Genomic DNA, 14,568 nt, shown 5'->3' with positions numbered 1-14,568 from the left:
GTCGCCGGCGATCTCGAACAGCGAGACTTGATAGTGCTGCGCCGCGGGGACGGCGAAGGCGTCAATGCCTTTTTCCAGCGTCTGCACGTCGGCCGTCCAGGCGTCGGTCAGCAGCGCGCGATGGGACTTTTCCCGATATGGACTTGGACTTCTGACCATGAATGACCTGCCTTCGATGTCGCTGGCGCCGCTCAGTCGTGGAGCACGACGCTCAGCAAGGAACTGTTGATCTTGAGCGGGAGCTCGCCGTCGTACTCGATGAACCCGAGCTTCTTGAACTTGTTGAGAAAGAAATTGACCCGCGATCGCGTCGTTCCGATCATCTCGGCGAGCGTCTCCTGCGAAATCCGCGGCACGACGCGGACCGGCCTATCCTGCTTGCCGTAGCGCGCCAGCAGCAGGAGCGCGCGGGCAAGCCGCTTCTCGCTCGAGTTGAAGAGCTGATCGATCAGGTCCTCTTCGATTCGCAGGTTTCGCCCGAGCATGTGCGAGATGAAGCGGTCGGACATCGCGTGTTGCGTGTGCAGCAGCCGGACCATTTCCTCCTTGCGGACCATCAGGACAACCGTCGGCGTGATCGCCGTCGCGCTGCCCATCCGGAGCGGCTGCCCGGCGAGGCAGCCCTCGCCGAAGAAATCGGTCGGACCGAGCATCGCCACGACGGCTTCGCGGCCGCTCTTCGACATCACCGACAGCTTGACCCCGCCGGACCGGATGTACATCACGTGCTGGCTTTGATCGCCCTGCGTGAAGATCGTCTCGCCGCGCGCAAATTCGACCACCGTCTTGGGCACGCCCGACGATGTGAGAAAGGTCTGCACGTCGAAGAGGGGCAGAGCTCTCGCCGCATCGCGAACCAGTTTCCGAGCCATGGTCGAGCCTGTCACGGATCGGCCGGGCGGTGCTGTGCCGAACAGCACACCCTCGCCATGGCGGTGCGCTACGGCATGGCGGTCGAGGATGAAGTGTGAATCCGGCGTCGATTCGGACTGGTAGACTTCCGAGGCGACGAGCGGCGCATCCGCCGGTTTGATCGCCGACTATTTTCAACTCGCAGGCAACCTTAACTTGACGTTGTTGCCGACTCGACGTTTCCCCCATGTCGGGTTGGGCAACGAGCGATTTTGAAACGTCGCGAGGCATCAGGGAGGCAGATCGGTCCGTTTGGTCTTCGCCGGCTGACGGCCAAATGCACTCGTCGTATCGTTCCGTTCTAAACAGTACATACGCGAGCATAGGCAAACTGGAGGATACGCCGTAAGAGGGATGCCATGCCGAAGTCCGCAGTCCTACATGCCGCACGCGAAAGACAGGGGCGGCTCCGACGCGCCGAACTGCCGAATGCAATCGAAGGGCAAATCGCGGAAATCTGTCGTGATCTCGCCCTGCAGACAAAGCGGATGCGCCAACTTCAAGAGCAGGCAGATGAGTTGCGCGCCGTGATTCGCCAGTGGGCCGGCGGGGCCGACGCCGACGTCGCGCCGGACTAACTAATCGTGGAGGACAACGCCGAGAAGGGACATGTCGACCTTGAGATCTCCGTTGTATTCGATGAACCCAAGGTCCCTGAACTTGTTCATGAAGAAGTTGACGCGCGAACGCGTCGTCCCGACCATCTCTGCAAGCGTTTCCTGCGAGATCTTCGGGATCCGCCGTTTCGGTCCCTCCTGCTCCGCGTAGCGCGCCAGCAGTAGCAACGTCCGCGCCAACCGCTTTTCGCTGGAGTTGAAGATATGATCGACGAGGTCCGCTTCGATGCGGATGTTCCGCGTCAGCATGTACGAAATGAACCGTTCCGAGAATGTCGGCTCGTCGCGCAGGAGTCGAAGCATCGCACCCTTCTCGATGATGAGCACGGTTGTCGGGATCGTCGCAGTGGCTGTTCCGATCCGAACCGATTGACCGGTTAGCGCACCTTCCCCGAAGAAGTCCCCCGGCCCCAACATCGCCACCACCGCTTCTTTGCCGGTTCGTGACAGCACTGAAATCTTAATGCTGCCCTTCTGAATATACATGACGTCGTCGCTCGGGTGGCCCTGCGCGAAGACGAGTCTCCCCGTGGGAAATGTCTTCACGCGCCGTGCGACACCTGCGGTCGTGAGGAAGGCTTCGGCGTCGAAGGCCGGCACGTTCGCGCCTTGCTGAACGCGTCGTGGTTTCGCTCTGGGCATCGGGACCGAGCGAATTATCTCACGCTAGGCGGGGGGGCAAAACGACGTCCGATCCCTGGATGCGGATTGAGAGCGACTACGGCACGGCACGGCGCGGGTTGGGTTGATCAACGCATGACCGATAAGGGTTTCGGCTTCATTGCCACTGCCGAAGGCACTGAATATTTCTTCCATCGGTCCGCCTGCGCGGGGACGCAGTTCGACGACCTGAGCGCAGGCCAGACGGTCTCATTTACCATCGGGCAAGGTCCGAAGGGTCCCCGCGCCGAGAACGTCAACGTGCGCTAACCTCTCACGCATCGTGCAGGTGTCGACCGTCGTAGGCGCTGAAGGCGCCGTGCTCGACCGTGTTTTGGATGCGACGTATCCGGCCTCGTCCCTAGGCCTCAGTCGAGAGGCATTCGCCACACTTGATGCCGCGCTTGGGAAAACTCCGTGGGCACGTGGTCATCAGCGTCGGTATGCGCTCATCCGAGGAGCCGACATCCTGGCCAGCGCGCAGCGGTGCGATCTCTGCGGAACGCTTGGTGAGCAGGCGCTGCGGATCTGCGGGATCGGTGCACTGTGGAGTGACCCAGCACATGGCGATGCCGTCCACGCTCGCGTACTCGTTGAGCGCTTGGTCGACGACGCGAGGCGAGACGGAGCTGATCTCGCAGTGGTCTGTGCATCACCGGCATCGACCATGCCAATGCTCGACGGGTTCGCAGTGGTCCCGACGCACGATGTCGAATTGAACGTCGCAGAATCGTCACGATACGGTGCGCCGATGACGCTGGTACGGGGCGGTGAGGACCGGGACCTTGCCGCCATCGTGGCGATGGGCCAGGCTCGCGCGAGTCGATATCGATTTCATCTCGAACGGGACGCTGACCTCGTCAAGTACGCGATTACGAAGAAGCGGTTGCTCGCCGGGCTAGGAATTTCCGGCGTCCGTCAACTCCTGTTCGTTATCGCTGAAGAAGGCATCACAGCGGCGGCATACGCAGTCATCAGCATCGTTAATGGCAGTTGGACGATCGAGGAATGCGGCGACCGTGACACCTCGGGGGCGCGTGTGGGGGCCATCCTGCAGGCCCTGATCGCGCGGGAACCCGTCGAGCGGCGGCCTGTCATTCGTGGATGGTTGCCCCCCGGATTCGTGCCGCCGCAAGTCACGATTGTGTCGACGCAACCGGCCGCCGAGATCTTGTTCGCACGTCCCCTTACCGTAGCACTGGACAGGCTCGCACTGTTCTCCGACGACGTGCTGTACTGGCGGAGCGATTTTCTCTGATGCGGTGACGCAGACATCCGATCCTTCCGAAAAGGCCTGACTCCACCATCCTGTTCATAACAGAACATCGCCGGTCCTCCGCTCCGCATACATTGGAGCGGCATCGCTGTTCCGAGACCTGATCGTTCCGCCTTCTGCTTACAACGCTCGGCGTTTCTCGAAGGTGAGTGCTGTCATCGTCCTAGGCGGCGCCGCGTTCGGTTCAGTCGCGGAGCGACTGCCGGACACCAAGAGTCCGTAATCACATCCGCGGTCGATGCGCCCGGCGGAGCGCCACTGGCGCTTTGGTTGGCAGCGGTCCACACGTTCATGCCACTTAAGGAGTTATCAGCCATGCAGGTCAGACCACTTCACGATCGGATCCTGGTTCAGCGCCTCGAAGAAGGTGAACAGCAGGTCGGCGGGATCATCATTCCGGACTCCGCGAAAGAGAAACCACAGCGGGGCACGGTCGTTGCCGCGGGTGCGGGCAAAGTGAACGACGAGGGCAAGCGCGTCGCAATGGACGTCAAGACAGGCGACACCATCCTGTTCGGCAAGTACTCCGGTCAGGACATTAAATTTGACGGCGTGGACTATCTGATCATGAAGGAAGACGACGTGCTGGCGATCGATGCGGACGTGGCCGCTGTTGCCGACAAGAAACGCTGACCACATTCGCAACCAGAGGTAACAGACATGGCTAAGGACATTACATACGGCGATGCGTCGCGCCAGGCAATTCTCCGCGGTGTCAACGCACTCGCGAACGCGGTCAAGGTGACGCTCGGGCCCAAAGGGCGCAACGTCATCATCGGTAGCGCGTACGGATCGCCCACGATCACGAAAGACGGCGTGACCGTGGCGAAGCAAATCGATCTGAAGAATGCGCTCGAGAACATGGGCGCGCAGATGGTCAAGGAAGTCGCAAGCAAGACGTCGGACGTTGCCGGAGACGGCACCACCACGGCCACCGTGCTGGCCCAGGCCATCTATCGTGAGGGCGCCAAGAACGTCACGGCCGGCGCGAATCCCATGGCGATCAAGCGCGGCATCGGCCAAGCCGTCGAGGCCATCGTGGCGTCTCTCAAAACGCAGGCCAAGCCCGTGAGCGGCCCGATGATCGCCCAGGTCGGGACAATCTCGGCCAACCATGACGAGACGATCGGCCGCATCATCGCCGAGGCCATGGACAAGGTTGGCAAGGACGGTGTGATCACCGTCGAAGAAGCGAAGACGCTCGACACGACGCTCGACATCGTGGAGGGCATGCAGTTCGACCGCGGATACCTGTCCCCGTATTTCGTGACTGATCCGGAGCGCATGGAAGTGGTCCTTGAGAATCCGGTCATTCTCATTCACGAGAAGAAGATCAGCTCGATGCAGGTTCTCCTGCCGATGCTGGAACTCGTCGTGCAAGCCGGGCGGCAGCTGCTCATCGTCGCGGAAGACCTCGAAGGCGACGCATTAGCCACGCTTGTCGTCAACAAGCTGCGGGGAACGATCAAGGTCGCAGCGGTAAAGGCACCGGGCTACGGCGATCGACGAAAGGCCATGCTCGAAGATCTCGCCATCCTGACCGGCGGCAAGGCGGTGACCGAGGACCTCGGTATCAAGCTCGAGTCCATCACGCTGGATGACCTCGGCCAGGCAAAGAAGGTCACGATCGACAAGGACAACACGACCATCATCGAGGGCGCCGGGACCGCGACGGCCATTGAAGGGCGCGTCAAGCAGCTCCGCGTCCAGGTCGAGGACACGACCTCGGACTACGACCGCGAGAAGCTGCAGGAACGTCTCGCCAAGCTCATAGGCGGCGTCGCCATCATCAAGGTCGGTGCGGCAACCGAGACCGAGATGAAAGAAAAGAAAGCCCGCGTCGAAGACGCGATGCACGCCACCAAGGCTGCGGTCGAAGAAGGCATCGTACCGGGAGGCGGCGTGGCGCTGCTGCGGGCCGCGACTGCGCTCAAGGTGCTGACGCTCGACGGTGACGAACAACTCGGTGTCGCCATTGTCGCGAGAGCTATTGAGGAGCCGCTGCGCTGGATCGCAACCAACGCGGGCCACGAGGGCGCGATTGTCGTGCAGCGCGTCAAGGACATGAAAGGCGAAGAAGGCTTCAACGCGCAGACCGAGCAGTATGAAAACCTCGTCACGGCGGGCGTGATCGATCCGGCGAAGGTCGTTCGGTCAGCACTGCAGAACGCCGCGTCGATTGCGTCGCTGCTGCTGACGACCGAAGCAGTCATCTCGCAGAGTCCGGACGCCGACAAGGGCGCCGCGATGCCTGGCGCTGGCATGGGCGGCGGCATGTACTGACGTGGGATCACTGGCGGAACTACTCGGGACCGGGGAGCGGCAGACGCTGGACTTCTTTTTCCAGCGTCTGAAAGAGGTGTCCGAACCCACCGTCGTTCACCAGGAGCTGCTGTACAACGCCAGTGTGCTCGCGCATTACGCTCGGGTCTCCACACACTCGGCGGTCGATTTGGCGACGCCGGCGACGCTCGGCGAGGTGTTCGAGCATTTTGTGTTCGACACGAGCCTGCGCAACGACGGCGCGATCATGGAAGCCGCGGGCGGCCAGTGCCTGCTGCTCGCCGGCTTCTTTCAGGACCAGATGTGCCGCCGACACGACATCCGCTGGTACGCCGGCCTGGGCGCGGGATTCTTCAGCCAAGCGGCCGCTCTGGAAAGGTCGCCGCAGAAAGCCCGTCTGCTGACCGCGATTGCTGCGGGGTTTGAGCCGTGGCGGCAGCGACACGCGCGCCTACGACGGGAGCTCCGCGATCAGCCGTACCTGCTCAAGGTGGATCCTTGAGGTCCGCGCCACGTATTCCAAGGCGGACTCGAGGCGCGTCCGCTACTTGAAAACAGCAGATCTCTCCATCCGCTCCTCCGCGCAGAATCGCGTGCCTCATCAATCACGGCGCTCGAAGGCGACGGTTCGGGCGGCGAGATTCGGTGTGGCCGTGCGCCCTGCTTCGACCCATGCTTCAGAGTGCCGGCTCGCACGCACGGCAACGCCGTCCACCAATCGCGCTCCGGGGATGCCGACGCGGGCCGTGCAAACCCCAGCAACGGCTCCATCTGCTCGAATGTGAGCACGACGATGGAGGCAAAGCGATGTTCCAGGTACGTGTAGAGCGACAGGTAATCGGCGGGAACACGGGGGCGCCGCTCCTGCCCCATTTGGAAAATGCGGGTTGGGCGTTCTGCAGCTGGCGCCGCACGGCGCCACCACGTCCGTACCGGCCCAAGCAGGGTTGTCCCATTCGTCATCTTGTGCTGTCGTCCATGCGAGGCACGTTGTGTGTGTCGGAGGAACTGATGGCGGTGACCGCCGTCGTGTCAATGGTCTCGTCGGCCCAGGGTGTCTTCGGCAAGACGGGACGATCTCGCCGCCACGAACGAGGTATCACTGCACGTGGAATGACGACGACTGACGCAATGGCCACAGCGACTGCCAGTACGATCGCCGCCACGGCCATCGTCAGGACCGTAGCCGCGACTGCTACGCCGGCGCGCGTCGCGAAACTCCGTGATGCGTCGGTCGAACAGCTGCTCAATGCGGACGGATTCGTCATCGCCATGAACGACGTCGGCCACCGCCATGCGTATCCTTCGCGCGTCCGCTTCGAGATCGGAGAGGGTGACCTGAGCTCCTATCAACGTGCGGCTGATGACGCTGACGATGTGCAATCGAGAACAGCGGTTGCGTACGCAGCCCCGTACACTCAGAGCATGAAGACCGAATATGTGAAACCAGCGTTGATGGCGGCCTGGGTTGTTGCCGTCGGCGCTCTCGGCTACGCGTCGGGCACCTCATCCTTCGCAGGGTGGGCGATTGTTGCGGCGCTGTCGTTGGTACCGCCCGCAATCATGGTGCGGCTCTGGAGGGTGCCCTCTCCGTCCATGTCCGAGAGCATTCGCGAAGTGCTTCGCTGACGTGATCGGTTGCGCCGTTGCACAAGGCGGCGTGCAATTCGGGTTCACAGCACGGCCGGGCCGCAGTGTTAGGTGTGGTCGTGTCCGCCAAAACAATCCGCTACAACGATGTCGATGGTGTGAACTGGTGGACAACCAGCCGAGAACGTGCCGAGGCGACGCAATCGTGCAGGCTTAGGGTTGTCCCGGCCATAAGGACGGACTGCGGCGAACGGTCGCCTGAACAGGATCGCCGGGGCGCGTCTGTGCCGCATTGCACACGACCCCTGAACAACGATGCTCGCGTCCTGAACGCGCACTCGGTCGCCACGTTCCTTCATCGTCAACCGGTGGGCCAATGGCTGCATCTGAAAGGCTGTAAATGCCAAGTGGATCGCCAGAGCGATGGTCACTATGGCCACTGCCGCAAATCCACGGTCCCGGCGGAGCATCCGTGCTCCGTAGCGCACGTCCGATCGGACTCCCGCGCATTCGAGCCAGTTCATGCGCCTCTCCACCCGGTCTGATCGAAGCGGGCAAACTCTGGCGCTGATGGGTTGTTGGCGCGCCCGGCAGGACTCGAACCTGCGGCCCCGAGCTTAGAAGGCTCGTGCTCTATCCAGCTGAGCTACGGGCGCCTGTCCCCATAGTACGACGAACGCCGCACCCCTAATGCACCCCCAGAATCGATGCTCGGTCGCGACCCGGGGAAATTCGGGCGGAAATCGCTCGCGGAATGGAAGGCCCTTGCCTTAGAAGGCCGGTGCTCTATCCAACTGAGCTACGGGCGCGTGGGGTGATTGTAACAAGGCAGCGAGGTCGTCGTAGGGCAACCGCGCGCCGGCCTACGACTTGTCGAATCCCCACCGCCCGGCGCCCCGCGCCGCGATATAGAGGAACGCGAAGCAATAGAGCACCGTCACCTCCCCCATGTTCTGGATCGGCCAGAACGCGCGCGGGTAGTGCTGCAGGAAATAGGCAAACGCCATCTCGCCGCTGGCGATGAACGCCGCCAGATGGGTGAAGGCGCCGACCGCGATCAGCGGCCCGCACACCACTTCGATGAACGCCGCCGCGCCTAGGCGCGAGGCGAGCGGCACGAGCCGGCCGCCGAAGAGGCCAAACTTCTGCAGTCCATGGCACAGGAACAGCATCCCGAACACGAAGCGGAACAGCGGATAGACGTAGGCTGCGATGCGTTCGTACGACATGCCTGCAGTGTACGGTCGTACAGAGAGCTCCGAAAGTACGGCAGAGTCGGGCTCGAGAAGATCTGCGTCCCGCGTAGCTAGGCGTGACGCCATGGCGCGCGCCATACAGCTCCGAGGGCATGCGATCGCCGTATTCGTTCGAGCCCGACGAACCCCAGTACTTCGCGGACGCGCGCCTCCGCCTCGACGGGCGATCTGCTCCGGCGTCAATACGGCCTATGATGCCGCAGGTTGACGGCGTCGCGGAGGAGGAAGTCATGAATCGACGGGAGTTCGTGCGGCTCGCCGGCGCCGCCCTGCCGGCAGGCGCGCTGGCCGAGACGATCGTTGCGGCGCAGGTGGCGCGGGCGCCCGCCGCCGCGGGTTCGTCCGCGGCGGGGAAGGCAAGGATGAAGGTCGGCACGCAGCACGGCCACGCCGATGCCATTCTCCGCGCCTGCGCGGCGTTCGGCGTCGAGAACATCTGCAGCGGGCTGCCATCAGCGAAGCTGGACGAGGCGTGGTCGGTCGACGGACTCGCGAGGCTTCGGGATCGCGTGGCCTCCTACGGGCTTGCGCTCGACATGGTGCCGCTGCCGATGAGTTCGGTGGAGATCTCGCGGGCAGAGATGCCGGCACTCTATCTGGCCGCAGGACCGGAGCGCGACCGGAGCATTGACGACATCTGCCAGATGATCCGCAACTGCGCGCGCGCCGGCATCTTCCAGGTGAAGTACAACTTCACTCTCATTGGCGTGCCGCGCAGCGGCACCGCCCTCGGGCGCGGCCCATCCCGCTACAGCGAGTTCGTCTACGCGCGCGCCAAACAGGACCCGCCGCTGACGAGCGCCGGGAAGGTCGACGCCGACACCTACTGGGAGCGCATCACCTATTTCCTGGAGCGCGTCGTACCGGTAGCGGAGGAATACAAAGTGAAGATGGGCTGCCATCCGCAGGATCCCGGCGTTCCGAAAGGTAGCGGCTGGCGCGGCGTCGAGGCCGTCCTCGCGTCGCCGGACGGCCTCAAACGGTTCGTGTCGATCAAGGAAAGCGCGTACCACGGGCTGAACTTCTGCCAGGGCACCGTGTCGGAGCAGCTCGAGAAGCCCGCCGAGCAGATCTTCGACGTGATTCGCTATTTCGGGGCGCGGAAGAAGATCTTCAGCGTCCATTTCCGCAACATCGAAGGCGGGTTCCTCGACTTCCGCGAGACCTTCATCGACAACGGCAGCGTCGACATGCTCGCGGCGATGCGCGTCTACAAGGAGATCGGCTACGACGGCATGATGATGCCCGACCACGTCCCGCAGGTCGAGGGCGTCGACAGCCAGCAGGGCTTCGCGTTCGCGTTCGGCTACATCAAGGCGCTGATCGCCGCCGTGTCGGCGGAAGGATGAGGCGGGCGCTGCGTCACCCGGCCCCCGCAGGCGCGGCCCGACTCACCACGGCGGGAGCGTCATGAAGAGAAACCGCTCCAGGTAGGGGTCCTTCGACGCGAGCAGCTGCTCGGCCGTCCCCTCGAACTGAATCCGTCCCTCGTGGAGCACCATGAAGACGGCGTGCGACGATCTCGAGGCGTCGGCCTCGGCGATGTCGACGCCGGCCGGGGTCCTGAGCGCGGTGTGCATCGCGATGTAGTGCGCGTCGCGGATCTGGTGCGTGACGACAATCGAGGTCACACCCTCGAGGTCGCGAAGCTTGACGATCTCGTCGTCGACCGAGGTCGCGATGACCGGATCCAGCCCCACCGTAGGATCGTCGAACAGCAGCAGCCCCGGACGTGACGCCATGGCGCGCGCAATCGCGACGCGCCGCCGTTGGCCTCCCGACAGCTCCGAGGGCATGCGATCGCCGTATTCGTCGAGCCCGACGAACCCCAGTACCTCCCGGACGCGCGCCTCCGCCTCGCCGGGCGGCATCTCGGTTTCCTCGTAGAGGCGGTATCCGACGTTCTCGAACACGGTCAGCGAATCGAACAGCGCCGTTTCCTGAAACAGCATGCCGATGTCGGCGCGCATCTGCAGCAGTTCGCGCTCGGGGAGGTCGTCGATGCGCTGGCCGTTGACGAAGATGCGGCCGGTGTCGGGCCGGTAGAGACCGAGGATTAGCTTGAGCAGGATCGACTTGCCGGTGCCGCTCGGGCCGAGCAACACCCGCATGCCGCCTGGTTCGACGGCGAAGCTGACACGGTCGAGAATGACCAGGTCGTCGAACGCGAACGACACGTCCTGGAATTCGACGGCGGGCGCATCCGGCATGCTGCCCCCGATCGTCTCACGACTTCCCTCTGCCGGGCGGCCCGACGCAGGCACATGCGCTTTCGCCGCGGATGCGCTACGCTGCGCGGATGCGAAGTCTGATTGCCGGCCTGCTGGCGGCGGCCGTTGTCGCCCAGACCGCCCCCCTGCGCCGGGTCGGCGACTTCGACGACGCCGCCGACGTCGGCGCCCCGAAGATCGCCGGGTCGGCCGCCTACAACCCGCTCTCGCAGGAGTACGCGCTCTCGGCGAGCGGGGTGAATGTCTGGGGCGCACGCGACGAGTTCCAGTTCGTGTCGCGGCCGCTGAGCGGCGATTTCATCCTGCAGGCGCGGGTGCAGTTCGCCGGCAAGGGCGTCGACCCCCATCGCAAGGCGGGGCTCATGATCCGCGCCGGCCTGGACGCCGACGCGCCGTACGTTGATGCGGTGGTGCACGGCGACGGCCTGACCTCGCTGCAGTTCCGCCGCACCAAGGGGGCGGTCACCGAAGAGAAGCGCAGCACGATCACCGGCGCGGACGTGCTCGAGCTCGAACGGCGCGGCGGCCGCTTCATCATGTCGGCGGCGAAGTTCGGCGATCCCTATACGGTGACCGAGCTGGCCGACGTGACGCTGCCCGACGCGGTCGTGGCCGGTCTCGCGCTCTGCGCGCACAACCCTGAAGTAGTCGAGCGCGCCGTCTTCGACAACGTGCGGACGATCGGGCCGGCGGCGGAGAACTTCCGCCCGTACCGCGACTACATCGGCAGTGTCCTCGAGGTGCTCGACGTCGCCGGCGGCGCGCGGCGTGTGCTGCGCCGCTCGCAGGATCCCTTCGAGGCGCCCAACTGGACCCGCGACGGCGGCTCCCTCATCTACAACACCAGCGGCAGCGGTGAGAGCCGCGGGCGCCTCGTCCGCTACGATCTGGCGACGGCGCAGACCACGGTCATCGACACCGCGACCAATACCCGCAACAACAACGACCACGTGCTTTCGTTCGACGGCACCATGCTGGGGATCAGCGATCAATCGCAGCCGGGCGGCTCGTCGGTTTACGTCGTGCCGGCCGCAGGCGGCACCCCGAAGCGGATCACCCCGAATACGCCGTCCTACATGCACAGCTGGTCTCCCGACGGCAAGACGCTCGTCTACACCGGCGGCCGCGGCAAGGACGCGCCGGAATTCGACATCTTCGCCATGAACCCCGACGGCACCGGCACCGAACGCAACCTGACGAACAACAAGGGGCTCGACGACGGACCCGAATATTCGCCGGACGGCCGTTTCATCTACTTCAATTCCGTCCGCAGCGGCTCGATGCAGATCTGGCGGATGAAGCCGGATGGCAGCGAGCCGGAACAGATCACCAACGACGGCTGGAACAACTGGTTCCCACATCTGTCTCCCGACGGCCAGTGGATCGCGCTCATCAGCTTTCCGAAAGAGGTCGCGCCAGCGGAGCATCCGTACTACAAGCACGTGATGCTGCGCGTGATGCCCGCGGCCGGTGGCGCGCCGCGCACGATCGCGTATGTGTATGGCGGTCAGGGCACGATGAACGTGCCGTCGTGGTCGCCCGACAGCCGCATGCTAGCGTTTGTCAGCAACAGCCGGTAGCCGCCGCGATCGGCCAACTGCCGCTTTTCCGGAGCCTCCATGAACAGACGCGACTTCCTGAGATCGAGTGCCGCGATCGTCGCGGCCTCCCGCTTCTCGCGCTACGAGCCGCTGGCCGCGCAGATCGGCGCCAACAAGCGCGTCGGGATCATCGGTCCGGGCTGGTACGGGAAGTCCGACCTGCTGCGGCTCGTCCAGGTCGCGCCTGTCAACGTCGTCTCGATGTGCGACGTCGACAGCCGGATGCTGAACGACGCCGCCGATCTCGTCGCGACGCGCCAGCTGTCGAAGAAGCGGCCGCGCCTCTACAGCGACTGGCGCAAGCTGCTCGCCGAGAAGGATCTGGACCTCGTCCTCATCGACACGCCCGATCACTGGCACGCGCTGCCGATGATCGAAGCGGTGAAATCAGGGCTCGACGTCTGGGTGCAGAAGCCGATCTGCGTCGACGTCCTCGAAGGGCAGGCGATGCTCGCGGCGGCGCGCAAATACAAGCGCGTCGTCCAGGTCGGGATGCAGCGCCGCAGCACGCCGCACCTGGTGACCGCGCGCGATCGGATCATCCGCGACGGCAAGCTGGGCACCATCGCCTACGTCGAGATCTATTGCTACTACCACATGCGCACCAGCGAGAACCCGCCCGACATCGCGCCGCCGCCGGAGCTCGACTACGAAATGTGGACCGGCCCGGCGCCGATGCGTCCCTTCAACAAGCTCACGCATCCGCGCAGCTGGCGCGCCTTCATGGAGTACGGCAACGGCATCATGGGGGACATGTGCGTCCACATGCTCGACATGGTGCGCTGGATGATGGACCTGCCGATGCCGACCCGGATCATGTCGAGCGGCGGCATCTTCGTCGACAAAGCGAGCAAGGCCAACATCACCGACACGCAGGAGGCGACGTTCGAGTTCCCGGCGGTGCGCGTGCACTGGACGCACCGCACCTGGGGCGAGCAGCCGGATCCGCGGGCGCACCCGTGGGGTGCCACGTTCTACGGCGACAAGGGGACCCTCGAGGCGAGCGTGATGGGTTACTCGTTCTACGAGGCGGGGAAGAAGGAGCCGGCGATCCACGAGGACGTCCTCTACGAACTGGACAAGTACCCGGAAGACCGCACCGAGAAAGATCTCGAAAAGCACGTGGCGCCCGCGATCCGCGCCCACATGAAGAACTTCCTCGAGTGCATCGAGTCGCGGCAGCATCCTGTTTCGGACATCGAGCAGGGCTACATGTCGACTGCGGCCTGCATCCTGGCCAACATCTCGATGAAGCTGGGCCGAGCGGTGCAATGGGATCACGCGAAAGGCGTGGTCGTCGGCGACCCCGAGGCGAACCGCCTCCTCCATCGCACGTATCGAAATCCCTGGACGCACCCGACGCCGCAGTCGGTGTAGGCGAGGAGCGGCGTTGCCGGACCTTACGCATCCCGCCTGCGCCGGGCCCGGTCTACGGGAGCGCCGCGCGCAGCGCGGCTTCGAGGTCGGCCGGCGTGAACCCGAACGGGCCCGGGCGGCTCTTATAGAGGATGCGGCCGTCCGTCCCGATCAGATACAGACGGTCCGGCCATCCCGAATAGGCCTTCTCGACCGCGTCGTCGAAGCGATCGACCACGGCGGGAAGTTTGATGCCGAGCTTGATGACGCACACCTCGGCGAGATCGGCGCGCGCGCCGAAGTCCTTCGGGCTCTCGTAGACGACCTGGTCCTGCAGGTTGGACGGCAGCTGCCACGCGTCGTTCGGGTGGGCTTCACCGATGTAGACGACGTAAAAGGCCGCCTTGCCGCGGTATTTCTCGTACATCGCGTTGAGGGCGGGCACCTCCCGCCGGAACGGCGGTCAGGTGTAGCTCCCGAAGACCAGGACCACCGGGATCCGGCCGCGGAAGCTGGCGAGGTGCATCGCCGAGGCTTTGTCGGCGGTCGGCAGGGTGAAGTCGGGCGCCTGGTCTCCGAGCTGCAGCGTGCCGCCACGCGCGACGTTCCACAGCGTCTCGAAGGGCACGATCATCATCGCCGGCATCGGGAAGTGCCGCATGATTGCGCCGAACCGCTCGGGCGGCTGGCTCATGACGACAAACATCGCCGCGAGGAACAACACGTAGGCCCCGATCAGGGCAGTCCCGACCCACTTCAAGCGGCTCTTCACGGCGCGACCCATTT

The 14,568-nt window shown here is 64.3% G+C and carries 15 protein-coding genes, 1 tRNA gene and 1 pseudogene; 10 read left to right on the top strand and 7 right to left on the bottom strand.

All coding sequences use genetic code 11. The annotated features are described in order from the left end of the window. Window positions 1-191 precede the first annotated feature (191 nt). Window positions 192-872 (bottom strand): Crp/Fnr family transcriptional regulator, encoded by a 681-nt coding sequence (locus VGI12_11460; GenBank protein ID HEY2433279.1) that lies wholly within the window; start codon window positions 870-872, stop codon window positions 192-194. 399 nt (window positions 873-1,271) lie between these two features. Here VGI12_11460 and VGI12_11455 point away from each other — a divergent pair, with 399 nt between their 5' ends. Continuing rightward, window positions 1,272-1,490 (top strand): hypothetical protein, encoded by a 219-nt coding sequence (locus tag VGI12_11455; GenBank protein ID HEY2433278.1) that lies wholly within the window; start codon window positions 1,272-1,274, stop codon window positions 1,488-1,490. On the opposite strand, the gene VGI12_11450 is transcribed toward VGI12_11455, so the two are convergent. After that, complete coding sequence (locus VGI12_11450; GenBank protein HEY2433277.1) at window positions 1,491-2,129, bottom strand: Crp/Fnr family transcriptional regulator; 639 nt, start codon at window positions 2,127-2,129, stop codon at window positions 1,491-1,493. Between the two features lie 108 nt (window positions 2,130-2,237). On the opposite strand from VGI12_11450, the gene VGI12_11445 reads away from it, so the two are divergent. The 6 genes from VGI12_11445 to VGI12_11420 all read left to right on the top strand — a co-directional run bounded on the left by VGI12_11445 (window position 2,238) and on the right by VGI12_11420 (window position 7,377). Beyond that, the gene (locus VGI12_11445) at window positions 2,238-2,459 is read left to right on the top strand and encodes a cold shock domain-containing protein (protein ID HEY2433276.1); all 222 of its coding nucleotides are present in this window, start codon (window positions 2,238-2,240) and stop codon (window positions 2,457-2,459) included. A gap of 13 nt (window positions 2,460-2,472) precedes the next feature. Next, window positions 2,473-3,447, top strand: coding sequence for a hypothetical protein (locus VGI12_11440; protein ID HEY2433275.1), 975 nt, complete (start codon window positions 2,473-2,475; stop codon window positions 3,445-3,447). A 333-nt stretch (window positions 3,448-3,780) separates the two neighbouring features. Beyond that, window positions 3,781-4,098: a co-chaperone GroES gene (gene groES / locus VGI12_11435; GenBank protein HEY2433274.1), complete on the top strand. Its 318-nt coding sequence runs from the start codon at window positions 3,781-3,783 to the stop codon at window positions 4,096-4,098. 27 nt (window positions 4,099-4,125) lie between these two features. Then, window positions 4,126-5,748 (top strand): chaperonin GroEL, encoded by a 1,623-nt coding sequence (groL, locus tag VGI12_11430; GenBank protein HEY2433273.1) that lies wholly within the window; start codon window positions 4,126-4,128, stop codon window positions 5,746-5,748. Window position 5,749: 1 nt separating this feature from the next. Then, window positions 5,750-6,250: a hypothetical protein gene (locus VGI12_11425; GenBank protein ID HEY2433272.1), complete on the top strand. Its 501-nt coding sequence runs from the start codon at window positions 5,750-5,752 to the stop codon at window positions 6,248-6,250. Between the two features lie 509 nt (window positions 6,251-6,759). Further along, a complete protein-coding gene (locus VGI12_11420; GenBank protein HEY2433271.1) occupies window positions 6,760-7,377 on the top strand; it encodes a hypothetical protein in 618 nt (205 codons plus the stop codon). Between the two features lie 540 nt (window positions 7,378-7,917). Here VGI12_11420 and VGI12_11415 read toward each other — a convergent pair. Then, window positions 7,918-7,994: transfer RNA gene (locus VGI12_11415), tRNA-Arg, on the bottom strand. A gap of 207 nt (window positions 7,995-8,201) precedes the next feature. Then, the gene (locus VGI12_11410) at window positions 8,202-8,567 is read right to left on the bottom strand and encodes a DoxX family protein (GenBank protein ID HEY2433270.1); all 366 of its coding nucleotides are present in this window, start codon (window positions 8,565-8,567) and stop codon (window positions 8,202-8,204) included. A 257-nt stretch (window positions 8,568-8,824) separates the two neighbouring features. On the opposite strand from VGI12_11410, the gene VGI12_11405 reads away from it, so the two are divergent. Further along, window positions 8,825-9,943 carry a mannonate dehydratase gene (locus VGI12_11405; GenBank protein HEY2433269.1) on the top strand — a complete coding sequence of 373 codons (1,119 nt, stop codon included), beginning with the start codon at window positions 8,825-8,827 and terminating at the stop codon, window positions 9,941-9,943. A gap of 42 nt (window positions 9,944-9,985) precedes the next feature. Here the strand turns inward: VGI12_11405 and VGI12_11400 are convergent, their stop codons facing one another. Beyond that, the gene (locus tag VGI12_11400) at window positions 9,986-10,804 is read right to left on the bottom strand and encodes an ATP-binding cassette domain-containing protein (protein ID HEY2433268.1); all 819 of its coding nucleotides are present in this window, start codon (window positions 10,802-10,804) and stop codon (window positions 9,986-9,988) included. Between the two features lie 89 nt (window positions 10,805-10,893). Between VGI12_11400 and VGI12_11395 the strand changes: the two genes are divergently transcribed. After that, entirely contained in the window at window positions 10,894-12,405 is a 1,512-nt protein-coding gene (locus VGI12_11395; GenBank protein HEY2433267.1) for a hypothetical protein, read from the top strand. A gap of 39 nt (window positions 12,406-12,444) precedes the next feature. Further along, window positions 12,445-13,803 carry a Gfo/Idh/MocA family oxidoreductase gene (locus tag VGI12_11390; protein ID HEY2433266.1) on the top strand — a complete coding sequence of 453 codons (1,359 nt, stop codon included), beginning with the start codon at window positions 12,445-12,447 and terminating at the stop codon, window positions 13,801-13,803. 52 nt (window positions 13,804-13,855) lie between these two features. Here VGI12_11390 and VGI12_11385 read toward each other — a convergent pair. After that, window positions 13,856-14,233, bottom strand: a pseudogene (locus VGI12_11385) (deiodinase-like protein). A gap of 12 nt (window positions 14,234-14,245) precedes the next feature. Continuing rightward, window positions 14,246-14,566, bottom strand: coding sequence for a hypothetical protein (locus tag VGI12_11380; GenBank protein ID HEY2433265.1), 321 nt, complete (start codon window positions 14,564-14,566; stop codon window positions 14,246-14,248). Window positions 14,567-14,568 lie beyond the last annotated feature (2 nt).

The sequence above is a fragment of the Vicinamibacterales bacterium genome, from assembly GCA_036496585.1.
Taxonomy (GTDB): Bacteria; Acidobacteriota; Vicinamibacteria; order Vicinamibacterales; family 2-12-FULL-66-21; genus JAICSD01.
Note: the sequence above shows the minus strand (reverse complement) of the source record. Positions and strands in the feature narration are given on the sequence as shown.